General features: G+C 68.9%; 17 protein-coding genes. 10 read left to right on the top strand and 7 right to left on the bottom strand.

Annotation, left to right across the window (positions count from 1 at the left end):
• Positions 1-327: 327 nt before the first annotated feature.
• The 6 genes from AC6I0Y_RS08030 to AC6I0Y_RS08005 all read right to left on the bottom strand — a co-directional run bounded on the left by AC6I0Y_RS08030 (position 328) and on the right by AC6I0Y_RS08005 (position 9412).
• Positions 328-921: a hypothetical protein gene (locus AC6I0Y_RS08030; RefSeq protein WP_160710470.1), complete on the bottom strand. Its 594-nt coding sequence runs from the start codon at positions 919-921 to the stop codon at positions 328-330.
• Between the two features lie 474 nt (positions 922-1395).
• Entirely contained in the window at positions 1396-3234 is a 1839-nt protein-coding gene (gene asnB / locus AC6I0Y_RS08025) for an asparagine synthase (glutamine-hydrolyzing) (protein ID WP_497730800.1), read from the bottom strand.
• Positions 3219-4142 carry a cysteate racemase gene (cuyB, locus tag AC6I0Y_RS08020; protein ID WP_160710472.1) on the bottom strand — a complete coding sequence of 308 codons (924 nt, stop codon included), beginning with the start codon at positions 4140-4142 and terminating at the stop codon, positions 3219-3221. The genes asnB and cuyB overlap by 16 nt, the downstream gene beginning before the upstream one ends.
• Positions 4139-5596: a carboxylate--amine ligase gene (locus AC6I0Y_RS08015; protein WP_497730797.1), complete on the bottom strand. Its 1458-nt coding sequence runs from the start codon at positions 5594-5596 to the stop codon at positions 4139-4141. Before AC6I0Y_RS08015 ends, cuyB begins: the two co-directional genes overlap by 4 nt.
• 408 nt (positions 5597-6004) lie before the next feature.
• A complete protein-coding gene (locus tag AC6I0Y_RS08010; protein ID WP_497730794.1) occupies positions 6005-7597 on the bottom strand; it encodes a helix-turn-helix transcriptional regulator in 1593 nt (530 codons plus the stop codon).
• Positions 7598-7861: 264 nt separating this feature from the next.
• Positions 7862-9412: a helix-turn-helix transcriptional regulator gene (locus tag AC6I0Y_RS08005; protein ID WP_497730792.1), complete on the bottom strand. Its 1551-nt coding sequence runs from the start codon at positions 9410-9412 to the stop codon at positions 7862-7864.
• A gap of 328 nt (positions 9413-9740) precedes the next feature.
• On the opposite strand from AC6I0Y_RS08005, the gene AC6I0Y_RS08000 reads away from it, so the two are divergent.
• The 8 genes from AC6I0Y_RS08000 to AC6I0Y_RS07965 all read left to right on the top strand — a co-directional run bounded on the left by AC6I0Y_RS08000 (position 9741) and on the right by AC6I0Y_RS07965 (position 19616).
• Entirely contained in the window at positions 9741-12149 is a 2409-nt protein-coding gene (locus AC6I0Y_RS08000) for a DMSO/selenate family reductase complex A subunit (protein ID WP_160709504.1), read from the top strand.
• A 25-nt stretch (positions 12150-12174) separates the two neighbouring features.
• Positions 12175-12795 carry a DMSO/selenate family reductase complex B subunit gene (locus AC6I0Y_RS07995; protein ID WP_160709502.1) on the top strand — a complete coding sequence of 207 codons (621 nt, stop codon included), beginning with the start codon at positions 12175-12177 and terminating at the stop codon, positions 12793-12795.
• A gap of 1 nt (position 12796) precedes the next feature.
• A complete protein-coding gene (locus AC6I0Y_RS07990; protein WP_497730789.1) occupies positions 12797-13663 on the top strand; it encodes a dimethyl sulfoxide reductase anchor subunit family protein in 867 nt (288 codons plus the stop codon).
• 199 nt (positions 13664-13862) lie between these two features.
• On the top strand, positions 13863-14513 hold the full coding sequence (gene dmsD / locus AC6I0Y_RS07985; protein ID WP_160709498.1) for a Tat proofreading chaperone DmsD: 651 nt from the start codon (positions 13863-13865) through the stop codon (positions 14511-14513).
• A 9-nt stretch (positions 14514-14522) separates the two neighbouring features.
• On the top strand, positions 14523-15416 hold the full coding sequence (locus AC6I0Y_RS07980) for a dimethyl sulfoxide reductase anchor subunit family protein (protein WP_160709496.1): 894 nt from the start codon (positions 14523-14525) through the stop codon (positions 15414-15416).
• A gap of 307 nt (positions 15417-15723) precedes the next feature.
• Positions 15724-18120 carry a DMSO/selenate family reductase complex A subunit gene (locus AC6I0Y_RS07975; RefSeq protein ID WP_497730787.1) on the top strand — a complete coding sequence of 799 codons (2397 nt, stop codon included), beginning with the start codon at positions 15724-15726 and terminating at the stop codon, positions 18118-18120.
• A 13-nt stretch (positions 18121-18133) separates the two neighbouring features.
• Positions 18134-18754, top strand: a complete 621-nt coding sequence (locus AC6I0Y_RS07970) for a 4Fe-4S dicluster domain-containing protein (RefSeq protein WP_160709492.1) — start codon at positions 18134-18136, stop codon at positions 18752-18754.
• A 1-nt stretch (position 18755) separates the two neighbouring features.
• A complete protein-coding gene (locus tag AC6I0Y_RS07965; RefSeq protein ID WP_497730784.1) occupies positions 18756-19616 on the top strand; it encodes a dimethyl sulfoxide reductase anchor subunit family protein in 861 nt (286 codons plus the stop codon).
• Positions 19617-19711: 95 nt separating this feature from the next.
• On the opposite strand, the gene AC6I0Y_RS07960 is transcribed toward AC6I0Y_RS07965, so the two are convergent.
• Positions 19712-21001, bottom strand: a complete 1290-nt coding sequence (locus AC6I0Y_RS07960; RefSeq protein WP_497730781.1) for an aspartate aminotransferase type Ic — start codon at positions 20999-21001, stop codon at positions 19712-19714.
• A gap of 148 nt (positions 21002-21149) precedes the next feature.
• Here AC6I0Y_RS07960 and putP point away from each other — a divergent pair, with 148 nt between their 5' ends.
• Both putP and AC6I0Y_RS07950 read left to right on the top strand, forming a co-directional pair.
• Positions 21150-22712: a sodium/proline symporter PutP gene (gene putP / locus AC6I0Y_RS07955; protein WP_497730779.1), complete on the top strand. Its 1563-nt coding sequence runs from the start codon at positions 21150-21152 to the stop codon at positions 22710-22712.
• Between the two features lie 265 nt (positions 22713-22977).
• The gene (locus AC6I0Y_RS07950) at positions 22978-23793 is read left to right on the top strand and encodes a hypothetical protein (protein WP_160709484.1); all 816 of its coding nucleotides are present in this window, start codon (positions 22978-22980) and stop codon (positions 23791-23793) included.
• The last annotated feature ends 17 nt before the right edge of the window (positions 23794-23810 follow it).

The raw sequence follows: 23810 nt of genomic DNA, 5'->3' as shown, positions 1-23810 counted from the left end.
GCTGCGCCCCCGCCCGCCCCTGCCCACGCCCTTCCGGCGCGATTCTGCACAGTTTTTTCGACTTTGCGACGCTTGGGCGGCTTTTCACCGGCCTGGCGCTGGGGAAGACGGACGGGTCGGGCAGGGGCGGACTTATATTCCCCTACGAGAACAATGATGACCTGGTGGGATGAAAAGCGGGTGGAAGAGCTGCGCGAAGCGGCTCGGCAGTGTTGTCGCAAAGTCGAAAAAACTGTGCAGAATCGTGTCCCGCGCATAGGCGCAGGGGGTGCGGGAGGCCCCCCCTGCGCTTGCAAGCATGCCCCTAGCCTGATACGAGCCTCGTCGTCAGCCTATCGGATATACGCCCACCTGGGTCACTCCGTCTGCCTCGTAAACGGGGATGTAGGTGATGTCCTCCTTGAGCGCTTTCTCGTAGGCGGTCAAAACAGCCTCCTCGCTCAGTTTCTCCTCCGCGCTTTCGGAGAGAATGCCAAGCGCTTGCGGGGCGGCAGTGGCGGGAGGCGTGCTTTGCAAGACGGCCGTGATCTCTGACGCCTCCGCTAAGCTGATGCCTTCACCGGGGGGTAGCTGCTCGTTCATGGCGTCCTTGAGAGAGGCGGCAAGTCTCTCTTTGCGAGCAGTGGCGAAGGCAATGGCCTCTTCTGGCGTTGACACCACGCCTGCAGCACGTTCCTCGTCCTCTCGCAGGATGTACCCTTTGTTTCCGTTGGTCGCCTGAACTGCGATGAGGTCGGGGTATTGGCCTCGCTGCTCGAATCCTTCCACAGGCCCGTAGGATAAGCCTGCCTCGTTGGTCTTGATGGGATCGGCCCCTTCGGCTGGCTCGACGAAGTGGAGTCCTGCGGTCGCCATAAGCGAGAGGACGACAAGGGTTCCGCCCAGGGCCCATCGAATGCTCCTCTTGTTATCGTGTCGCATGGGATTCGCCTCCTAGAGGTTGAGGGTTCCTGACTGATAGAGCGAATAGTAAGAGCCGCTCTGTCCGTCGTTGTAGTACCTGTTTCCGTAGGAGAAGCAGCTTGTGCTCACGCCTGCTGCCACGCCGCTGGAATATGCGGCGGTTATGCTTTGCCCGCTGTTCAATGCCGAGTTGTTGTATTGGTAGTAGCTCTCTCCGATGCGCGAGCCTCCGATAGAGAGCACGGCTTGGGCCCCCGTTCTCCCGGCAGGCAGATAGGAATTCGCGACAACCTCGGAAGTGGCAAAGGCGGTCTTTGCGACCGTCCGTATCGTTGAGCACCCTTTTGCCGAGCCTCCGTATTTCCAACTTGATGAGGTGGGCCCGGCTGCGAGGGCCAAGCCGGAAAAAAGGTCGATGGTTTCGCGGGAGGAAAGGTTTTTTCGGGAGGCGCGAAGGACGTGCGGGCGCGAGAGAGGCGGAGAGGGTCGGCCTCAGCGCCTGACGAAGAACTCGTCGTACCACACCAAAAAGCAGTAGGCCGACCAGATGCGCTTCATATGGGAGCAGCGTCCCTCGCGGTGCTCGTCGAGCAGCTGCGCCAAGGCGCCCACGTTGAAGAAGCGCGCGGCCTCGGCGCCGGTGAGGCGCTCGCGCACCAGCGTGTGCCACGGCTCCTCGCGCAGCCACTGGGCGAGCGGGGTGACGAAGCCTATCTTGGGCATCTGCGCCGTCTTGGCCGGCAGCGAAAGCGCGGCGGCGCGGCGCAGGGCCGGCTTCGTTTGGGCGCGGGCGACGCGCTCGGCCGTGGGCAGGCGCAGCGCCACGTCCGCCACGTGCCGGTCGAGGAAGGGAACGCGCAGCTCGAGCGAGGCCGCCATGGACATCTTGTCGGCTTTCTGGAGGATGTCGCAGGGCAGCCATACGCGCAGGTCGGCATATTGCATGGCCGTGACCTCGTCCAGCCCCTCCGCCTCGGCGAACACGTCCGCCGTCCACCAGGGAGGAGGCGGGCAGTCCAGGGGCGCTCGCAGGTAGCGCCCGCATTCCTCGAAGGCGTAGACGTACTCGTTGCGCAGGTAGCGCACGGGAAGCGCGTGGCGTCCGCGCATGAGGAAGCGCCGCCCGTGGAAGGGCGGCAGCGCCTCGGCCACGTTACCGGCCAAGCGCCTCAAGGGCGCGGGCACGCGCAGGTAGGGGGCGAAGTCCAGGCACTCCTGGTAGTAGGCGTAGCCGCCGAACAGCTCGTCGGCGCCCTCGCCGGACATGACCACCTTCACGTCGCGGGCGGCCAGCTGGCACAGGTGGTAGAGGGGGATGGCCGAGGGGTTGGGCAGCGGCTCGTCCAGGTGGTACTGCACGGCGGGGACGGAGCCGAAGAACTCCGCCGGCCCGATGACGGCCGCCGTGTTGCGCAGGCCGAGCGTGCCGGCCAGCTCGCCGGCAGCCGCCAGCTCGGAGTAGCGCTCCTCGCCGTAGCCGATGGAGAACGTGCGCGCGTCCATGACCTGCGCGGCCTCGGCCGCCACGAGCGACGAATCCACCCCGGCGGAGAGAAAGCACCCCACCTCCACGTCGGCTGCGGCGTGAGCGCGCACCGAGTCGCGCACGGCTCCCGCGATGCGCGCGTCCCACTCCTCGGGCGCGGCGCTCTCCTCTGCGAAGGCGAGGCGGTGGTAGCGGTGGGCGCGCAGCTCGCCGTCCTGCCAGGTGAGGCACGTCGCCGGAGGCAGGCGCCTCACGCCCTCGAACAGGGTGCGGTCGCCGGGAAGGTACTCGAAGCACAGGTAGGCCGGCAGCAGCCGCTCGTCAAGGCGCTTCTCGAAGGAGGGATGCGCCAGGAACGCCTTGACCTCCGAGGCGAAGAGCAGCTCATCGCCGGTCGCATAGTAGTAGAGCGGCTTGATGCCGAAGGGATCGCGCGCCAGGAAGAGCATCCGCCGGGGTCGGTCGTAGATGACGAAGGCGAACATGCCGCGCAGGTGTCCCAGCAGGTCGGCTCCCCACTCCTCCCAGCCGTGGAGCAGCACCTCGGTGTCGCTCCTCGTGCGGAAGACGTGACCGGCTTGCTCGAGCGTGGCGCGGAGCGCGTGGTGATTGTAGATCTCGCCGTTGAAGCACACCGCCACACGGCCGTCGGGTGTCTCCATCGGCTGGTCGCCGCCAGCCAGGTCGATGATGGAGAGCCGGCGAAACCCCAGGGCCACGGCCTCGTCGACGAGGTAGCCCTCCGAGTCGGGGCCGCGATGCGCGATGACATCGGCCATGGCGCGCACGACAGCGGCGCGGTCGTAGCTGCGGGAAGGCGAGGCGAATCCTACGAAGCCGCACATGGCGCCTCCTCTCGGGACGGGTGGCTGGATGATGCGCGGTTCCGGTCGGCCCGGGGGCGGACCTGAGCATCATCCCCTGCGGCCGTCGCAGGCCCCCGGCTGCCAGGTGCGGCGACGGCGGATGCCGCGCGGTTTTGGCGGGCGGCTGCGGCGGCGGAGCCCGCGGCGTCCGAGGTGCGGGCCGGCCTCGTCGTCGCGATCCCCGGGCGCAGCCGGCCACCGGCGCGCAGGATGACGGCGTCGGCCAGCGCGGCGAGGGAGTCCACTACGGCCACGCCGCCGGGTGTCTCGGCCGCGTGCCAGGCGCAGGAGAGCTCGGTGCAGCCGAGCACCACGCCCGCGCAGCCCTCCTCGGCGGCCAGACGCGCGCAGAGGAGGGCGACGGCGACGGAGGGCACGGGGGCTCCCGCCTTCACGCCCTCGTAGATGAGGGCGGTGACGCGGGCTTGAAGCGCTGGGGAGGGGTAGGCGCACTCTATCCCGCGGGCGGCGAGGGCGTGGTCGTAGAGCCCCGCGGTCGCGGTTCCCTCGGTGGCCAGCACGCCGACGCGCGCGAGGCCGAGGGCCTGGCAGGCCGCAGCGGCCTCGTCGATCATGGAGACGAGCGGGACGGAGACGGCCTGGCGGATGGCGCCTGCGAAGGCGTGCGCCGTGTTGCAGGGCAGCGCGAGGAAGGCGCAGCCGGCATCCTGGAGCACGCGCGCGTCAGCCGCCAGCCCAGGGGCGGGGGAGGCGGGGGAGCGGCCGAGCAGGAAGGCGGTGCGGTCGGGTAGCGCAGCGTCGTTGAGCACGAGGGTGCGCACGTGGTCTTGGTCGCGGCGCACGTCGGCGCGCTCCACGAGCAGCGTCGAGAAGCGCGCGGTGGCTGCCGGCCCCATGCCGCCGATCACGCCGACGAGCGCCGTCATGGCCGCGCTCCTGCCGCCGCGTCGGCCAGGGCCGCCGTGTCGCCCGGGGCGGGAGCCGGCCACGCCGCCGCGGTCTGGGACGGCTCGGAGTTGCCGGGCGACGCGGGCCGGACGAACGTCCAGCGTTCGCCCGCGGCGCGCGCCGTGAGCGCGGCGGCGGCCAGGCCCTGCGTGCCGGGGGCGCGCAGCTGGGTGCGCTGCTCGCGCCGTGCGGCGCGGAAGGCGCGGCGTGCGCGCATCCGCTGGGCGAGCGGGCAGAGCCGGTGTACGAGCCGGCGCTCGGCGGGGTTGGCCAGGGGGTCGTGCACGCGTCTCTCGGCGTAGAGCCGGCGCACCTCGGCGCGCAGGCTCGGGTCGGCTACCCAGCCTAGGAGCACATCGCGCGGCACCACCGTGTAGAGCGACTCCTCCCGCGCCACGGTGACGCCTGCGGGCAGCGCGCCGTTCCCCAGCAGGTCGTCGACCATCCAGCGGGCCACGTTCTGGCCGGCGGCGGTGACGTAGTAGCTGCTGCGGCCGAGCCGCGCGTTCAGGTCGAGGAAGCGATGCGAGCCGTCGCGCGGATCCACCCGCACGTCGAAGTTGGCGAACCCGACGTAGCCCACCGCCTCGAGCAGCCGTCGCGCGTCGGCCATGATGCGCTCGTCCACGCGGCTCACGATGGCCACGGGGTTGCCGACGGCCAGGGGGTGGCGATCCTCCAGGAGCGTCTGGCCGCAAGCCATCAGACGTACCTTCCCCGCCTGGTCGCTGTAGGTGGTGAGGATGCGCATCTGCGTGTCGTCACCGGGGATGAGCTCCTGGATCAGCAGCTTGTGACCGTAGCCGCTGGCGCGCAGGCTGGCAAGCACCTCCTCGAGCGCCGCGCGGTCGTCGAGGAAGAACACCTTGCGCTTGCCGGGGAAGGCGGCATAGTGGTAGGCGGCCGAGGACGCCGCCTTCGTCACGAGGGGAAAGGCGAGCGCCAGCCCCTCGAGGCATGCCGGGTCGGCCGGGTCGACCACCGCGGTGCGCGCGGTGGGGACGCCCAGCTCGTCGCAGAGCGCGTGGAAGCGGTCCTTGAGCGTGAGGCGGTCGAGCAGCTCGGGCGCCGCGTAGGGGATGACGTAGGAGCCCTCCAGCTCGGCGCGGTGCTCGGCGATGAGGCGCACGTACCAGTCGCCGCACGCCAGGAGGAGGAGCTGCGTGCCGTCCTGCTCCGCGGCGACGGCGGCAAGCGTGCTGAGCAGCACCGACTCGTCGTCAAGGCGCGCCACCACGCGGTTTGCCAGGATGGACGAGTCGGCGATCAGGTGGGTGCGCGACTGGCTCAGCACGAGCGCGCGCACGCCGTAGGCCTCGTGGAACGCGCGCGCCAGGCTGTAGGCCCCGATGTCCCCTCCTAAGATGACGGGAAGGAAGCAGACGGGCGGCTTGGCGGGGCCTGCGGGGGAGCTGCTGCGGTCATTGTTCATAACGTCCTCCTCTGATCAGGTAAAACCTTATCGCGGAGGCCGCTTAACCTTCCCATAGCAAATGCTGAGCATTCCCTTAACAGGGCTTAAGTTTCCTTAAGGCGAGGGGGGGGCGCCCGCGAGGGGATGCGCGGGCGCGCCGCAGAAGGACGCTAAACGCTGAGGAGGGCGTGGGACATGCGGGCGGCGCGGATGGGGAGGCGCCACGCGCCCGCGACGAGGATGGGGGGGTGATGCGCGCGCAGACTCGGGGGTGCAGGCGCGGCGGAAACGCGTGAGCAGCGCAGAGGGCGACGGGCGCGCGAGCAGCGCGAGGGGGCGACAGGCACGCGAACGACGGGGAGCGAGCGTCTGCGCGGCGGTGCCCGCGACGGGCGCGCGGGCGGCAGGGGAGCGCCGCGGGCGCGGCTAGCCCTCCGCCATGGACTCGAGCAGGTCGACGAGCTCCTGCTTCTTGTGGACGTCGAGCTTGGCGTAGATGCGTTTGACGTGGGTGCGCACGGTGTTCTCCGTTACCACGAGCGTCTCGGCGATGCGCGCCACCGAGTGGCCGCGCGCGATGAGCTCCACCACCTCGGTCTCGCGAGCCGACAGCCGGTAGCGCCCGCGCAGCCGCTGCGCCTGGAGGGTCGCCCGGTCGATCGGCGCCGCCTCGTCGCACGCGTGCGGGCAGGGGCGCCCCGCGTCTGCGGCGCCTGTCGTGCGCCCGTCGGCTGGGGCGGTGCCGGCATCCTCTGCGGCTGCGTCGGCATCCGAGCTGCTCGCCGGATGCGGCGGCCCGAGCGCCACGAGCTCGATGTCGTGGGGGTCTTCCGGCCGGCGCAGGGCGCGCGAGAAGCCGCCGGATCCCACGAAGTGCATGAGGCCGAGCGCCCATGCCGCCACAAGGGCCACCGTGGCCCGCGGGGCGACGCCCGCCGCCTCGACGGCCCCGGCGAGCGACCCGCCGAGGAACCCCACGCCGTGCAGCGTGAAGACGATGGCTCCGAAGTAGCCGTAGACGAACGCCGGGTTGACGCCGCGGTCGCGCGAGGTCTGGGCGCATTGCATCACCGTGAGCAGCAGCGCGCCGCTGTACACGGCGTAGATGACGGCCGCGAGCCAGCGCGCGTAGCCGTCCCCGAGCAGGGGCAGCGCGAGGACGGACGTGATGAGGAAGGGGAACACCACCTGGTAGCCGCTTACGATGGACAGGCTCAGCGTCTGCGCGCTCCAAAGCCAGGCTATGAGTATCGTGATGACCAGCACGCCGGCCATGGACAGCAGGTTCACGAGCGAGCCCACCTCCGGATCGGCCACGGCCACCGCGCGCATCACCCCGGCGCTGAGCCCCACGGTGCCCACGCACAGCGCGCTGCGCCAGTGGTCACGCAGCACCTGGCGGTAGACGCGGGCGTTGTCGCGCGGCTGGTCGGCGAACATGGGCTGGTCGCGCGGCACCTCGCGGGCGTTGAGCAGCACGGCCAGGATGAACAGCGGCACCACCGCCGCGGGGACGATGAGGGCGCGCGCCGGCTGGGGTATGAGGCACAGGGCGTAGTAGAAGGCCGAGGCCCACGCCGTTCCCGCCAGCAGGTCGCGGTTGGCGGCCTCGGCGTCGCGTCCCGCGAACAGGCGCTGCCAGAGCAGCGCGAACCCAGCCGACCCCAGGCCGATGAGGGCGCCGCCCGTCGCCGCGAGCGCCACGGCCTCGTCGGGCCGCAGCAGCGCCGCCGCGAGCGCCGCCCAGCCCAGCACGTAGGGAAGGCCCGCCGAGCGCACCCAGAAGGCGCGGGGCGATCCGGGCAGCCGGTAGGAGCCGAGCGCGGTCAGGGCGAAGGCGACGCAGGCCGCCGTCATCTGGGCCGCGAAGAACCAAAGCGTGACCGTCGGGGACTGGAGCGAGGTGGGCAGGAAGGGGAAGACGCCGCCCCACACGCTGGCGGCATTGATGGCGAGGTAGAGCGCATAGCCGGTCGAGGCTCGCGTGGGGGCGAGGATGCGGAAGACGCCGAGGGGCAAAGGCCCTCCTCTCGTGCGAGCGCCGCGAGGGGCGCGTCGGGCTCTTGTCGGGCGTGCCGCGGCGCCGCTCGGCGTCCCTCGTCCCGGGCGCGTCGGCGCGCGGCACCCGCAGAAGTATAGGGAAGCGGCGCCGTCCCTTACGTGGCGTGTCTCGTTCTCCATTTATTCATAAATGAGGATAATAAGGATTGACCAGGTGGTTCCGAAAGTTCACCCATTTTATGTGACAGAGCGCCGCCGCCGGTCGCGCCGCCGCGCGGCGCCCTAGGGCTCCCCGACGCTCTCCAGCTGGTCGACGAGCTCCTGCTTCTTGTGGATGTCGAGCTTGGCGTAGATGCGCTTGGAATGGGTGCGGATGGTGTTCTCGGACACGACGAGCGCCTCGGCGATGCGCGCTACCGAGTGCCCGCGGGCGATGAGCTCCATCACCTCGGTCTCGCGCGCAGAGAGGCGGTAGCGCTCGCGGACGACCTGCGCCTGGGCTGCGATGAGGTCGATGGGCTGCCCGGCCTCCATCGCCGGCGCCGCGGTCGAGGCGGGCTCGCGCGGCGCCGCGGTCGAGGCGGCCGGAAGCGCGCCGGGGACGGGCCCGTGGGGAGACACGAGCTCGATGGCCTCGTCGCGGTCGAGGCGGCCGAGGGCGCCGGAGAACCCGCCGGTGCCCACGAACTGCATGAACCCGAGGGCCCACACGGCGATGAGGGCCACGATGGCAAGCGGCGCCACGCCCGTGAAGGTGGAGCCCTCGGCAAGCGAGCCGCCGATGAACCCCAGGTCATGGAGGGCGTAGACGATGGTTCCGTAGAAGCCGTAGATGAAGACGGGGTTGATGCCGCGGTCGCGCGAGATCTGCGCGCACTGCATCATCATGAGCATGATGGCGGCCCCGTAGGCGGCGTAGAGGATGGCAGCGAGCCAGCGGGCGTACTCTACGCCCACGAGCGGCAGGGCGAGAAACGACGTGATGAGGAAGGGGAAGAACAGGCGGTAGACGGCTGTGATGGACAGCCGCAGGTTCTTCGACTGCCAGACGGCGAGCACTGCCACCGCCGCGAGGAACATGCCGCCCATGGACAGGATGTTCACAAGGCCGCCCACGGCGGGCTCGGCCACGGCCACCGAGCGCATCACCCCGGCGCACAGCCCGAGCGCGCCCACGCACAGCGCCCCGCGCCAGTGGTCGGCGAGCACCGAGCGGTACACCTGGGGGTGCTCGCGCGGGATGTCGTCGAACATGGGCTGGTCGAGGTCTATCTCGCGGCTCTTCACCGTCACCGCCAGGCCGAACAGCGGCAGGAACGCCACGGTGATGAGAAACGCTGTCACCGCCTGGGGGATGAGGTGCAGCCCGTAGTAGAGCAGGGCGCTCCAGGCCGTGCCCACCAGGAGGTCGCGCGTGCCGGTGTCGGCGTCCTCGCTCGTGAAGAGACGCTGCCAGAGCATGTAGTAGCCGGCGCTTCCCAGCCCGAGCAGCGCGCCGCCTGCGATGACGAGCGGCAGCGCCGCCGCGTCGAGGTAGATGGCCGCGATGAGGAGGCACCAGCCCACGAAGTAGGGGACGCTCGCCGTCTTCACGAGGAACTTGCGCGTGAGCTGCGGGAGATAGTAGGCCCCCACCGCGCTCGCCGCGTAGGCGGCGAAGTAGACGAGCGACTCGGAGAGGAAGAACCAGAAGATGATCTCGCGCGTCTGGAACTCCAGCGGGAGGAAGGGGAACACCCCGCCCCACACGCCAGCCGCGTTGATGGCCAGGAACAGGGCGTAGCCCATCGACGCCGCGTTGGGCGCGAAGGCCTTGGCCAGCTGCCGATCCATGGTCGGTCCCCCTCATGCGGCCGCCCTGGCGGCCGGTCGTGCTTCCCCTGATGCCAGTATAGACAAAGCCCGTGCGCCCGAGGTGCCAGGCGAGGCCATTCTTCATTATATTCATTCGAGAATAATATTTTTGACCTGGGAAAACACGAAAATTCACATGGATTATGTGACAAGGGTGAGAGCGGGTGGGGGTATGGTCGTCTCGTGAGATGCGGTGGCCGAAGGAGGAACGGCCGCCGTGCGCGGGGCGGCGGCGCAGCCGTCGCGGGACGTCTCCCAGCCGGTCGGAGCCGGCATCCCGCCCAGCACCTGAGAAGGAGGGGAGTCAATGCCTGACACCAATCTAAGTCGTCGTACGTTCCTCAAGACGAGCGGGGCCCTCGGGGCCCTGGCCGCCGCCGGCGGGTCCGTGGCCGCCGCGGACGCGCTCTTCGGCTCCGGCGTGGCCGCGGCCGTGGCCGAGCCCGAGGAGAAGATCACCTGGGGGCACTGCGCCATCAACTGCCCCGGCCGCTGCGCGCTCAAGTTCCACGTGCGCGATGACGAGGTCGTGTGGGTGGATACCTGCACGAGCCCGAACGCGGACTTCGATGATCCGCAGCCCCGCGCCTGCCTGCGCGGCCGCAGCTACCGCCGCTGGCTTGCCAGCCCCGACCGCCTGAGCTATCCCATGAAGCGCGTCGGCAAGCGCGGCGAGGGCAAGTTCGAGCAGATCAGCTGGGACGAGGCCATCGAGCTGGCCACCTCCAAGCTCAAGGAGGTCATCGAGAAGTACGGCAACGAGGCCGTGTACGTGCCCTACGCCACCGGCGTGTCGGCTACCACGTCGCGCCCGTTCAACCGCCTGCTCAACCTGGTGGGCGGCTACCTGAACTTCTACAACAGCTACTCCACCGCGCAGATCTCCTGCATCACGCCGTACATGTACGGCAGCAAGAACGCCGGCGGCAGCTCGTTCAAGACCGCCGAGGACGCCAAGCTCGTGCTCATCTTCGGCTCCAGCCCCACCGAGACGCGCCAGGGCGGCCTGACCACGCACTACGACTGGGTGCACCTGCGCGAGCGCACGGGCGCGAAGATCTATATGATCGACTACCGCATGAACGACTCCATCGTGGGCCACTCCGATCAGTGGCTGCCCATCAACCCGGGCACCGACGCCGCGCTGGTGGCCGGCATCGCCCACTACCTCATCGAGCACGACCTGGTGGACCTCGACTTCCTGCACACCTACTGCGTGGGCTATGACGAGGAGACCATGCCCGAGGCGTACCAGGGCAAAAACCTGTCCTACTACGCCTACGTCATGGGCGAGGGCTACGACAAGGTGGCCAAGACCCCCGAGTGGGCCTCCAAGATCACCGGCATCCCCGTCGAGCGCATCGAGAGCCTTGCCGAGGAGATCGGCACCACCAAGCCCCTCTACGTGAACCAGGGCTGGGGCCCGCAGCGCCGCAGCAACGGCGAGTGGTCGGCCTGGGCCATCATGGCGCTGCCCTGCCTCGTCGGCCAGGTGGGCCTGCCCGGCACCAACAACGGCACCCGCGAGGACCGCACGAGCCCGGCGAGCGTCTCCATGGCGGCCGGCACCAACCCCGTGAAGGCCTCCATCCCGTGCTTCCTGTTCACCGACGCCATCGACCACGGCACCGAGATGACCTCCAAGAACGCGGGCGTCAAGGGCGTCGACAAGCTGCCGGTCAACATCAAGTACATGATCAACTACGCCGGCAACTGTCTGACCAACCAGCACTCCGACATCAACAAGGCGCACGACGTCCTGGCCGACGAGAGCAAGTGCGAGTTCATCCTGGGCATCGACACGGTGCTCTGCGACTCGCTGAAGTACGCCGACGTCATCCTGCCCGACCTGTTCCGCTTCGAGCAGACCTCCCAGATATCCACGGGTTCCGACACGGGCTACCTGATCACGGGCACGGCCTGCACCTCGCCGAAGTTCGAGCGCAAGAGCGCCTACGAGATGGCCACGCTCATGGCCGAGAAGCTCGGCGTCGCCGACGAGTTCACCGAGGGCAAGACCGAGGAGCAGCGCATCAAGGAGCAGTACGAGCAGGCGCGCGCGAAGAGCTCCAAGCTCCCCACGTGGGATGAGGCGGTCGAGATGGGCGTCTACATCGAGGAGCACGCCCCGGTGGTCTCCATGGCCAAGTTCCGCGAGGATCCCGTGGCCAACGCCCTCACCACGCCCTCGGGCAAGATCGAGATCTTCTCTGAGAAGCTGCTCGACTTCACCGACGGCTGGGAGCTCGAGGCCGACGACACCCTGCCCGGCCTGGACACCCTGCCCGCCATTCCGGTGTACCTGCCCGAGTGGTACGGCGTGGAGACGACGACCGACGAGTACCCGCTGCTGCTCTCCGGCTTCCACTACCGCGGCCGCATCCACTCCTCGTGGGGCTTCATGCCCGAGCTCAAGGAGGTCAACCCGCAGGAGGCCTGGATCAACCCCCTCGACGCGGAGCCCCGCGGCATCGCCCAGGGCGACACGGTGCGCGTGAGAAACGAGTTCGGTGAGATCGAGCTTCTGGCCAAGGTCACGCCCCGCATCGTCCCCGGCACGGTGGGCGTCTCCCAGGGCGCCTGGCACGAGGCCGACATGTACGGCGATCGGCTGGACAAGGGCGGCAGCATCAACACGCTCACGACCCAGCGCCCCTCGCCCCTGTCGAAGGGCAACCCGCAGCACACCAACATCTGCGACGTGGCCAAGGCCTAGCGGCGAGGAAAGGAGACGATAGACAATGACGCAATACGCTTTCTCTTTCGACGGCACTCGCTGCACCGGCTGCAAGACCTGCGAGATGGCCTGCAAGGACTACAAGGACCTCGATCTGGGCGTGGCGCACCGCAAGGTGTACGAGGTGACCACCGGCGAGACGAAGCGCGACGACAAGGGCTGCTTCACCACCACGTGCGCGAGCTACCCGCTGTCCCTGTCGTGCAACCACTGCGACGACCCGACCTGCGTGCGGGTGTGCCCGACGGGCGCCATGCACAAGGACGCCGAGACCGGCCTGGTGGCGGTCGATGCCGGCAAGTGCGTGGGCTGCGGCTACTGCCATATGGCGTGCCCCTACAACGCGCCCAAGGTGAACCGCGAGAAGGGTCACTCCGTGAAGTGCGACGGCTGCGCCGAGCGCCTGGCCGCCGGCGAGCAGCCGGTGTGCGTGGAGGCCTGCCCGGCCCGCGCGCTGGACTTCGGCCCCGTCGATGAGATGAGGAAGAAGGGCGAGCGCGCCGCCATCGCGCCGCTTCCGGAGCCCTCCTACACCCAGCCGAACCTGTACGTGAAGGCCTCCGCGGACGCGAAGCCAGCTGGCGACGCCGCCGCGAAGGTGTCGAATCCCCTGGAGGTGATGTAGCGTGGAGACCGCGTTCGCCGAGATGCCCCTCGCGCTGTTCTCAACCCTCGCGCCGCTGGGCGCGGGCGCCTTCACGGCCCTTGCCGTGGCGTTTCTCACCACGTCGTTTGAGGCCGACAGCCTCAAGAAGATCGACCGTATGACCGCCCTTCCCGTGGCTGTCGTCATCATCGGCTTCATTGCGGCGTTCTTCCACCTGGCCAGCCCCCTGAACGCCTTCGGCGTGCTCGCGGGGGTGGGCACCTCGCCGCTGTCCAACGAGATTCTCGTGGGCTGCGTGTTCTGCGTGCTCATGCTCGTCTACTGGGTGGCCGCGCTCGCCGGCAAGCTGTCGGCTGGCGCCCGCAAGGGACTCGTGGTGGCCGTGGCGCTGGTCGGCCTCGTGTTCGCCGTGTTCACGGGCATGGCCTACCTCATGGACACCATCGCCTCGTGGAACACGCCCGCGGTGCCGGCCCAGATGCTCGGCTACAGCCTGGCGGGCGGCATGGCCCTTGGCGTGCTCGTCCTGGGCGCTGCCGGCTGCGGCGCCGAGCTGGCCGCGAGCCCGCTCAAGACGGCGGTGGCCGCGCTCGCGCTGGCAGGCGCCGTCATCGGCCTGGCCGCCTTCGCCCTGCAGGTGTCTGCGGTAGGCGCGCTGTCCACCCCGCTCTATGCCGGCTCCGACCTGGTGGCCGATGTCATGGGCGTCATCGTGGCGGGTGCGGTCGCGCTCGTGCTCGCGGTGGTCTGCACGCTGCTCGCCCTGCGCGGCAAGTCCGCCGCGGCGACGGCGGGCGTGGCCTCGGTGCTCGCCATCGCCGGCGTGCTCTGCCTGCGCCTCGCCTTCTACGGCATGCAGCTCTCCGTGGGGCTGAGCGTGCTCTAGGGGACGGCGCCGCCGCGGACGCTCCCTCCCCGCGGCGGCTCTTCCTCGCGCATCGTGCGTCGGAACCTGGTTCTGGCGCACGATGCCGGATGACTCTGCGGCGGGGCGCCCTCGGGGGCGTCCCGCCTTCTGCTACCATGGTGCCGACGTGGTCTGGGGAGGGAGCCGCGTCGCACCGATCGCTTGCAAGGAGGTGGCCATGGAGCCGACCTGCGCTGATCTGGCTGACATCTGCGAGGGCGTCGCCTTTATCGGCGAGACCCTCGGTCCGCTGTTCGCCCACGATCCCGCCGACGAGGAGGTCGCGGGGCTCTATGACGCGCTCGCGGCGCTCGATCCGGCCGCGGCGGGGGAGGAGTGGCCTCTCGGGGACGCGGCAGGCGCCACGCGTGCGCTCGCCGAGATGGCCCGCGGCCTGGCCGACGGGGCAAATGACGCGCTTGTGTGGGAGTACCGGCGGCTCTTCGTGGGGCCGGGGCCGAAGGCGGCGCCCCCGTGGGGCTCGGTCTACACCGACCGCGACGGCGTGGTGTTCGGCGCGGCCACGCTGGCCCTGCGCCAGTGGATGCGCGAAAGCGGCGTGGAGCGTGGGGGCGCCGAGTCCGAGCCCGAGGACCACGTGGGCACGATGCTGCTGCTCATGGCGTGGCTCGCACGTCACCGCCCGGAGCTGCTCGACGCGTTTCTGGCCGATCACCTGCTGCCGTGGACGCCGCACTTCCTCGGCATCGTGGAGGCGGCGTCCGACCATCCCTTCTACCGGGGCCTCGCTGCGCTCACGCGCACCTCGCTCGAAGGCGTCCGCGCGGCGCGCGGGCTTGCGGTTGAGGAACCGCGCTTCTACCGATAGGAGGGCTCCATGAACGCGGCTGTCGGGTTCGCCAACGCCTGGGACGAGATCACCCTCGTGCTCTTCACCACCCTCGCGCCCTCGGGGGTGGCGGCCCTCATCATCATGGCGCTGGTCTTCGTGGTGCGCGGACCGGCGCTTGACACCGCCTTGCGTGTGGCCATCGACCGCTTCCTGTGGGTTCCCATCCTCGTGACCATGGTGGGCCTCGTAGCCTCGGCGACGCATCTCGGCAACCCGGCGAACGCCCTCTACGTGCTGGCGGGCGTCGGTCGCAGCCCGCTGTCGAACGAGGTGGCGAGCGGCGTGGTGTTCCTGGGATCGGCGGGGGTGTACTGGCTCACGGCATTCTCGGCCGACGGCGGCCGTCCGCGCCTGCGTCGGGCCGCCCTTGTCGCCATCTGCGCCCTTGGCGTCGTCTTCGTTACGGCCATCGCCTTCGCGTACGACGCGGAGACCATCGAGTCGTGGCACCTGCCGGTGGTGCCGCTCTCCCTGTGGGCCAACGCGCTGCTCGGTGGGCCGCTGCTCGCCCTCGTGGGGCTCGCGGCGGCGGGCTACCGATCGCGGGACGGCCGGCTTGAGCGCGGACTCGTCGCGGTCGCGGTGCTCGCCTGGGCGGCGAACGTGGCGCTCTACCTGCTTTGGGGCGCGTCCCTTCCGCAGATCGAGAACGCCCTGGGAGCCGCGAGCGACCTCGCGCCCGCCTTCATACCCCTGGTCGGCGTCTTCGCGGTGCTTGCGGCTGCGGGCGTGGCGCTCGCCGGGGCCGCCGCGGCGCGCGTGCCTGCCCTGACGGCGCTGCCGCCCTGGCGGCTCGCCGCGGCCTTCGCTCTGGTGGCCGCCGGCCTGTTCGTCATGCGCTTCGCCTTCTACATGACCCGCATGACCGTGGGGCTCTAGGCCTGCCGGCCGCCTGCGGCTCCGCCCTTGTCGCCCGCGGATCCCCCGCCGTCATCCCGTGCCGCCTCTCGGCCTCGTTAGACACGCTTCTGATCAGGTATTTCTTCAAATTCACTCACTTTATGGGACAGCGCTTCCCCGCGCGGCCGGTAAGGTTTGCCTCGTTGTGTCCGGGTTCGCTCCTCCTCGATGGGGCGGCCCGGATGCGGCCGGCACCCGCTGCGCCCGCCAGCTCCCTGGTCGCGGCGGGCCGCCTTCTCCGAGCGGGAAGGAGACGGCCGCGCAGCCCCGATCAGAAGGGAAGACCATGGCTGATACCACCTTGAGCCGACGCTCGTTTCTGCGCGCGTCGGGGGCCCTCGGGGGCCTGGCCGCCGCCGGGGGAGCGGCGGCCGCGACCGACTCGCTGTTCGGCGCCGGCGTTGCCCGGGCCGACGCCCAGCCCGAGGAGCGCACCGTCTGGGGCCACTGCGCCATCAACTGCCCCGGCCGCTGCGCGCTTAAGTTCCACGTGCGCGACGACGAGGTGCGCTGGGTGGACACCTGCACGAGCCCGAACGCGGACTTCGACGAACCCCAACCTCGTGCCTGCCTGCGCGGGCGCACCTACCGCCGGTGGATGAACAGCCCCGACCGCGTGAACTACCCCCTGCGCCGCGTCGGCAAGCGCGGGGAGGGGCGCTTCGAGCGCATCAGCTGGGACGAGGCCCTCGATACCATCGCCTCCGAGCTGCGCCGCATCATCGACGCCTACGGCAACGAGTCGATCTACCTCTCCTATGCCACCGGCGTGAGCGCCACCACAGCCCGCACCCTGCCGCGCCTCATGAACTGCCTCGGGGGTTACCTGGCCGGTTACGGCGACTACAGCGCCATGCAGATGCAGCGCACCATCCCGCTTGTCCAGGGCATGACCGGCTTCTACGGCAGCACCCTCAACGCTGCCGAGGACGCCGAGCTCATCCTGGCCTTCGGGACAAGTCCGGTGGAGACGCGCCAGGGCGGTGCGGTGTCCCACTACGACTGGGTGCGCCTGCGTGAGCGCACGAAGGCGCGCATCATCTACATCGATCCGCGCCTGAGCGACTCGGCCATGGGCCGCTCTGGGGAATGGCTGCCCATCAACCCGGGCACCGACGCGGCGCTCGTCGCGGCCATCGGGCATGAGCTGGTGAGGAACGACCTCATCGACAAGGAGTTCCTCGATACCTACTGCGTGGGCTTCGACGAGGACACCATGCCCGAGTCGGCCCGTGGCCAGAATCGCTCCTACAAGGACTACCTCATGGGCACCGGCTACGACAAGGTGGCCAAGACCCCCGAGTGGGCCGCTCCCATCACCGGCGTCCCCGCTGAGCGCATCCGCGAGCTCGCCGCTCAGGTGGGCTCGGCCAAGCCGCTGTTCGTGGTGCAGGGCTGGGGCCCGCAGCGCCGCAGCAACGGCGAGATGAACTGCTGGGCCATCACCATGCTGCCCCTGCTCACCGGCCAGGTGGGTCTGCCCGGCACGAGCAACGGCTGCCGCGAGGGCACCTACTCCCTCGGCCTGCGCTCCATTCCCGCCGGCGACAACCCGGTGAAGGCGTCCATCCCCGTGTTCCTGTTCACCGACGCGGTGGAGGACGGCCGCCGGATGACGGCCCTCAACGCCGGCGTCCAGGGCGCGCCCAAGCTCGACCAGTCCATCAAGTGCATCCTCAACTACGCGGGCAACTGCCTGACCAACCAGCACGGCAACATCAACCGCGCCCACGACATCTTGGCCGACGAGTCGAAGTGCGAGTTCATCGTGGTGTGGGAGACGGCCCTGACCGACTCGGCCAAGTACGCCGACATCGTGCTGCCCGACCTGTTCCGCTTCGAGCAGCCCTCGATGATAGCCGCCGGCGGCGACACGGCCTACCTCATCGCCGGCCAGCCCTGCACCACCCCCAAGTTCGAGCGCCGCAGCCTCTACGACTGCCTGACCGACCTGGCCCGGCGCCTGGGCGTGGAGGAGCAGTTCACCGAGGGCAAGACCCAGCAGGAGTGGATCGAGGAGCTCTACGAGCAGAGCCGCGCCAAGGATCCGGAGCTGCCGTCCTACGCCCAGATCCAGTACCAGGGCGTCTACCTCCGCACGAACCCGCGGGGCTGCACCATCGTCCACGAGGCCTTCCGCGCCGATCCTGAGGCCAACCCGCTCACCACCCCCTCGGGCAAGATCGAGATCTACTCGGAGACCCTCGCCCAGATAGCGGATGCCTGGGAGCTCGGGCCCGACGACGTCATCGCTCCCGTGCCCGTCTATACCCCCGGCTTCGCCGAGACCGACATCCCTACCGAGTCCTACCCCTTGCGCTGCAGCGGCTTCCACTATCGCGGCCGGGTGCACTCGTCGTGGGGCGGCGTGGACGTGCTCAAGGAGGTTAACCCCCAGGAGCTGTGGATCAACCCCTCCGACGCCCGCCCGCGCGGCATCGCGGCGGGAGACGTCGTGCGGGTCGAGAACGACTTCGGCAAGGTGGAGCTTCTGGCCAAGGTGACCCCGCGCGTGGTGCCGGGCACCGTGTGCATGGCCCAGGGCGCCTGGCATGACGCCGACATGTACGGCGACCGGGTGGATAGGGGCGGCTGCATCAACACGCTCACCACCCACCGCCCCTCGCCGCTGGCGAAGGGCAACCCCCAGCATAGCAACATCTGCGAAGTGAAGAAGGCCTAGGGAGAGGAGACCCATGACCCACTACGCGTTCCATTTCGACGGCTCGCGCTGCACGGGGTGCAAGACGTGCGCGCTGGCCTGCAAGGACTATCACGACCTGGGGCTGGGCGCTGCCTTTCGGAAGGTCTACGAGGTGACCCTGGGAGACACCACGCGGCAGGCCGACGGCACCTTCGCCAGTACCTGCGCGAGCTATCCGGTGTCTGTGGCCTGCAACCACTGCGCCGATCCGGCCTGCGTGCGGGTGTGTCCCACCCGCGCCATGGGCAAGGACGAGGCCACCGGGCTCGTGGCCGTGGACGAGGGCCGCTGCGTCGGCTGCGGCTACTGCGCCATGGCCTGTCCCTACGGCGCTCCCAAGGTCGACCGCGAGCGCGGCTGCTCGGTCAAGTGCGACGGCTGCGCCGAGCGGGTCGAGCGCGACCTCAAGCCCGTGTGCGTGGAGGCCTGCCCGGCCCGGGCCCTCGATTTCGGCTCGGTGGAGGCCATGCGCAAGAGGGGAGATCACGCGAGCATCGCGCCCCTCCCACCGCCGGCCCATACTCGCCCCAGCCTGTTCGTCAAGCCCTCGGCCGACGCGCGGCCGGCGGGTGACCCGGCGGCCGCGGTCGTCAACCCCCTGGAGGTGATCTAGCATGGAGGCAGCCCTGAGCGAGATGCCCCTCGCCCTGTTCAGCACCGTGGCGCCCATGGGCGCCGGTTCCTTCGCGGCCCTGGCCGCCCTGTTCTTGGCCGCTGGCCTCACCGACGACCAGCGCCGGGCCCTCGACCGGCTGACGGCCCTTCCCGTTGCCCTGGTGGCCGTCGGGTTCGCCGCGGCCACCTTGCACCTGGCCAGCCCCGGGCGCGCCGTGGGCGTGCTTGCCGGCGTGGGCTCCTCGCCTCTGTCCAACGAGGTGGCGGCGGGCATCGTGTTCGGCGTCCTCATGGTCGCCTACTGGGCTTGGGCCCTGAGCGGGCGCATGGCGGAGGGCGCCCGGGTGGCCCTCGTCACGGCGACCGCCGCCCTGGGCATCGTGTTCGCGCTGTTCATCGGCATGGCCTACCTGGTCAGCACCATCCCCTCGTGGGACACCTTGGCCACGCCGGTGTCGGTGGCGGGCTTCGCCCTGCTCGGCGGCGCGGCTGTGGGAACCTTCATGGCCGGGGTGGGCGGCTGCGTCCCGGCCCTGGCGGCGCGGGCGCCGCGGCTGGCCTTGGGCGTGCTGGCGGCGGCGGGCTTGGTCCTCGGCCTGGGCGGGGCCGCCGCCCAGCTGACGGGTGCCGCTGCCCTGGCGAGCCCCCTCGCCTCCGGCGCCGAGCAGGTGGCGTCGGTGGCGGGAGCCGTGGTGGTGGGCGTCGTGTGCTCGGTCGCCGCAGCCGTCGCCACCGTGGTCGCGGCCTCGGGTCGTCGCACCACCTGGGTTGGAGGCGGTGCCGTCGTGCTCGCCTTCGTCGGCATCCTCGCCCTGCGCCTGGCCTTCTACGCCACCGAGCTCTCCGTCGGCCTGGCCTAGACGCCTTTTCGGACGCACGAGGGCCCCGACCGTCTGGCCGGGGCCCTCATCGTGCCGGAAGGCACGTCGCAGGCGCGGGTGCCCGTCTGCGCGGGCTACGCCTCCAGCAGCTGCTCGAGTGCGGCTATCTTGGCGCAGCAGGCGAACACGTCGAGCGCCTCGCCGAGCTCCTCGAGCGGCGGCAGGGTGGGGGCGATGCGGATGTTGGCGTCCTCGGGGTCGCGCCCGTAGGGCCAGGTGGCCCCCGCGCCGGTCAGGGTCACGCCGGCCTCGCGGGCCAGCGCCACCGTACGCGCCGCCGTGCGGGGCATCCCGTCGAAGGACACGAAGTAGCCGCCGCGCGGGTCGCTCCACGTGGCTATGCCCGCCTCGTCGAGCGCTGCGTGGAGCTTCTCCTGCACGAGCGCGAACTTCGGGCGCAGCACGGCCGCGTGGGCGCGCATGTGCGCCGCGATGCCGTCGGCGTCACGCAGGAAGCGCACGTGGCGCAGCTGGTTGATCTTGTCGTAGCCGATCACCTGGGGCGCCATCTGCGCACGCGTCTCGGCCAGGATCTCCGGGCTGGCCGCCATCGCCGCCACCCCGGCGCCGGGGAAGGTCACCTTGGAGGTGGAGGCGAACTTGAGGTAGCGGTCGGGCACCCCGGCCTCCACGCAGGCGTCGGCGATGTCGAGCACCTGGTCCTGCTCGGCCGGGTCGTCGGCCAGGTGATGCACGGCGTAGGCGTTGTCCCAGAAGATGCGGAAGTCGGGCGCGGCGCATTCCATGGCCGCCAGCCGGCGCACCACCTCGTCGGAATAGGTGATGCCGCCGGGGTTGGAGTACTTCGGCACGCACCAGATGCCCTTGATCGCGGCGTCCTCGGCCACGAGCCGCTCCACCAGGTCCATAGCGGGCCCGTGCTCGTCGGTGGGCACGGGGATCATCTCGATGCCGAAGGCCTCGCAGATGGCGAAGTGGCGGTCGTAGCCGGGCACGGGGCAGAGCCACTTGACCGCCGGCAGCGTGCTCCACGGCGCCTCGCCGCCGGTGCCGAAGTCCAGGCAGCGGGCCACCGCGTCGTACAGGGCGGTCAGGCTCGAGCTGCCGAGCACCATCACGTTCTCCGGGTCGTCGTCGAGCAGCGCCGCCATGAGGCGCTTGGACTCGGGGATGCCGTCCATCACGCCGTAGTTGCGGCAGTCGATGCCGTCCTCGCTCATGAGGTCCGCACCTGATCCGACCGCGTCGAGCAGGGGCATCGACAGGTCGAGCTGCGCCGCGGAGGGCTTGCCGCGGGCCATGTTGAGGGCGAGGCCTCGGGCCTTGAAGGCGGCGTGCTCCTCGCGCAGCCGCGCCAGCTCGGCGCGCTGCTCCTCGGCGGTTAGGTCGGCATAGCGGGTCATGGCGTCGTTCCTTTCACCGTAAAACGCGGGGCCGTCCCCCGCAGTCCTCCGTACGCTCTAGCGCAATAAAGTATAATCCCGACGTTATTGAACGAAAGGGAAGAGCCCGCGTTTGTGCGACGAAAGCGGGCCGATAGGGGAGTAAGACATGATAGAAAGCGATATGCAGGTCGTCATAGCCATGCTGCTGTACTTCGTGGTCGTGGTGGTCATCGGCTTCGTGTACGCCAAGCGCTCGAACTCGTCGAGCGAGGAGTACTTCCTTGGCGGGCGCGGCCTGGGCCCGTGGCTCACGGCGCTTTCGGCCGAGGCCTCGGATATGTCCGGCTGGCTGCTCATGGGCCTGCCCGGCGTGGCCTACTTCACCGGCGCGTCGGATGCCATGTGGACGGCCATCGGCCTGGCCATCGGCACGTACCTCAACTGGAAGTTCGTGGCCAAGCGCCTGCGCAAGTACTCCGAGAAGGCCGGCAACGCCATCACGGTGCCCGACTTCTTCTCCAACCGCTTCCATGACAAGAAGCATATCCTCATGACCATCGCCGCCGTCATCATTCTGCTGTTCTTCACCATCTACACGGCGTCGTGCTTCGTCACCGTGGGCAAGCTGTTCGCCACGCTGTTCGGCTGGGACTACGGCGTGATGATGGTCATCGGCGCCATCATCGTGTTCCTCTACACCTTCATGGGCGGCTACCTGTCGGTGTGCACCACCGACCTCGTGCAGGGTACGCTCATGTTCCTGGCGCTCGCCACCATCTTCGTCGGCTCGGTCACGGCGGCCGGCGGCGTGGACAACACCGTCGCCTTCCTCCAGAACATCCCCGGGTTCCTCTCAGGCACCGAGATCGCCACGCCCCTGCTTGACGAGGCAGGCAACCAGATCGTCCGCGGCGACGAGCCGATGTTCGGCCCGGCGGGCACCTACGGCGTCATCACCATCGTGAGCGGGCTCGCCTGGGGCCTCGGCTACTTCGGCATGCCCCAGGTGCTCATCCGCTTCATGTCCATCCGCCATTCTGATGAGATCAAGAAGTCGCGCATGATCGCCATGATCTGGCTCGTGGTCTCGCTGTCCTCGGCGGTGTGCATCGGGCTCATCGGCCGCGCGGTCATCCCCACCGAGTTCCTCACCCAGTCGGCGGCTGAGAGCGTGTTCGTCGTGCTGTCGAAGATGCTGCTGCCGAGCTTCTTCTGCGGTCTGGTGGTGTCCGGCATCTTCGCCGCGGCCATGAGCTCCTCGTCGAGCTACCTGCTCATCTCCGGTTCGGCGGTGGCCACCAACATCTTCAAGGGCCTCATCAAGCGCGACGCCACCGACAACCAGGTCATGATCGTGGCGCGCATCACGCTGACGGCCATCCTGCTGCTCGGCATCTGCCTGGCCATGGATCAGAACTCGTCCATCTTCGACATCGTGTCCTACGCCTGGGCGGGCTTTGGCGCGTCCTTCGGCCCGCTCATGCTCTGCTCGCTGTACTGGCGGCGCACCACGCTGCCGGGCGCGGTGGCCGGCATGCTCACCGGCGCGCTCACCGTGGTGGCGTGGAAGAACCTCATCGCGCCTCTCGGCGGCTGGTTCGCCGTCTACGAGCTGCTGCCCGGATTCGTCCTGGCGCTCGCGGTGATCATCGTGGTGTCCCTGGCCACCAAGGAGCCCAGCAAGGAAGTCACCGACGACTTCGACACGTATATGGACCTGGACGTGTAGCCCGAGGGCTCGCCCGCATCCCAGGCGCCCGCATCCGCGGCCGCCCGCCCGCACCCCCGAAGCGCCCGCATCCGCGGGCGCTTTTTCTTTTTTATCATTCTATGATGGCGAGTTACTAACCAATCATCCCTTGTATGTCAAGTGGTAAAGCGGAAAATATTGAGTTTTTGATACGACAATGCTATACTTTATGTATTAGAAAGCTTTCTAAGCACTGAACGGTTCAAGCATGGGATGCTTGCGACGAACGAAAAGAGGTGCTGGAATGGCTATGTTCTCGTTTGCTCACTCTCTTTGCTCTTTGCGAAAAACGGGGGTATTCGCAATCTGTGCTTTGGCGATAGCGGTCAGCCTCTGTTTTTTGGCACCTCTCTGTGAGGGGGATTTGGGTTCTTCCGTGGCCTTTGCGGCGCAAGAAAAGGATCCTGGCGATAATGCTGCTGCGCCGGCTGCGGTTCTTGATGGATGGTCGCAAAACGGAAACTATTGGTACTATCACTACAATGGTGTTCCTGCATCTGGATGGAAGCAGATCTATCACAGCGGAGTTTGGGATTATTACTATTTTATCGACGGTCGAATGCAGACTGGCTGGCTGGTTTGGGGCGGCGGTTGGTTTTACCTGGCGGATACTTATGGGCAGGGCATAGGCTTTGGCGACCCTCAATATGGCACCATGCGTACTGGGTGGCAGTTCATCAAGCATGCGGCGAACATGACTGATTGGTACTACTTTGCCGGTGGTGGCTCTGGCCGAATGCAGACTGGCTGGCTTGCGGATGGAAACCGTACCTACTATCTTGCCGATGAGGCAGTGGGGTCGTCCTTTAACTCCATCGATTATGGGACGATGCTTCATGGCCTACATAAGATCGGAGCCTATGATTACTGCTTCTACATTAAGGGAACCGACCATGATCTCGAAGGGCGGTTCCTCGATGGTGAGATGATAAGGGACACGAGCTGGCTCTCGGTTTTTCAAGACGGAAAGCATATCTGCTACGGGCGAGCGGACGCGAATGGCCGAGTGACGCTCATAGGGTTCGATGAAGAGGATCCTGACATGGGGCCTCGGGAGTAGCTGGCAGGACGGCTAAG

Source organism: Adlercreutzia sp. St.1H8, assembly GCF_059728655.1.
Note: the sequence above shows the minus strand (reverse complement) of the source record. Positions and strands in the feature narration are given on the sequence as shown.

Bases quoted from the DNA above. Each gene is read 5' to 3' on its own strand.
- AC6I0Y_RS07950 (WP_160709484.1), top strand. From the start codon at position 22,978: ATGGCTATGTTCTCGTTTGCTCACTCTCTTTGCTCTTTGCGAAAAACG.
- AC6I0Y_RS08030 (WP_160710470.1), bottom strand. From the start codon at position 921: ATGCGACACGATAACAAGAGGAGCATTCGATGGGCCCTGGGCGGAACC.
- AC6I0Y_RS08005 (WP_497730792.1), bottom strand. From the start codon at position 9,412: ATGGATCGGCAGCTGGCCAAGGCCTTCGCGCCCAACGCGGCGTCGATG.
- dmsD (WP_160709498.1), top strand. From the start codon at position 13,863: ATGGAGCCGACCTGCGCTGATCTGGCTGACATCTGCGAGGGCGTCGCC.
- cuyB (WP_160710472.1), bottom strand. From the start codon at position 4,142: ATGACGGCGCTCGTCGGCGTGATCGGCGGCATGGGGCCGGCAGCCACC.
- AC6I0Y_RS07965 (WP_497730784.1), top strand. From the start codon at position 18,756: ATGGAGGCAGCCCTGAGCGAGATGCCCCTCGCCCTGTTCAGCACCGTG.
- asnB (WP_497730800.1), bottom strand. From the start codon at position 3,234: ATGTGCGGCTTCGTAGGATTCGCCTCGCCTTCCCGCAGCTACGACCGC.
- AC6I0Y_RS07975 (WP_497730787.1), top strand. From the start codon at position 15,724: ATGGCTGATACCACCTTGAGCCGACGCTCGTTTCTGCGCGCGTCGGGG.
- putP (WP_497730779.1), top strand. From the start codon at position 21,150: ATGATAGAAAGCGATATGCAGGTCGTCATAGCCATGCTGCTGTACTTC.
- AC6I0Y_RS07970 (WP_160709492.1), top strand. From the start codon at position 18,134: ATGACCCACTACGCGTTCCATTTCGACGGCTCGCGCTGCACGGGGTGC.
- AC6I0Y_RS07980 (WP_160709496.1), top strand. From the start codon at position 14,523: ATGAACGCGGCTGTCGGGTTCGCCAACGCCTGGGACGAGATCACCCTC.
- AC6I0Y_RS07995 (WP_160709502.1), top strand. From the start codon at position 12,175: ATGACGCAATACGCTTTCTCTTTCGACGGCACTCGCTGCACCGGCTGC.
- AC6I0Y_RS08015 (WP_497730797.1), bottom strand. From the start codon at position 5,596: ATGAACAATGACCGCAGCAGCTCCCCCGCAGGCCCCGCCAAGCCGCCC.
- AC6I0Y_RS07960 (WP_497730781.1), bottom strand. From the start codon at position 21,001: ATGACCCGCTATGCCGACCTAACCGCCGAGGAGCAGCGCGCCGAGCTG.
- AC6I0Y_RS08000 (WP_160709504.1), top strand. From the start codon at position 9,741: ATGCCTGACACCAATCTAAGTCGTCGTACGTTCCTCAAGACGAGCGGG.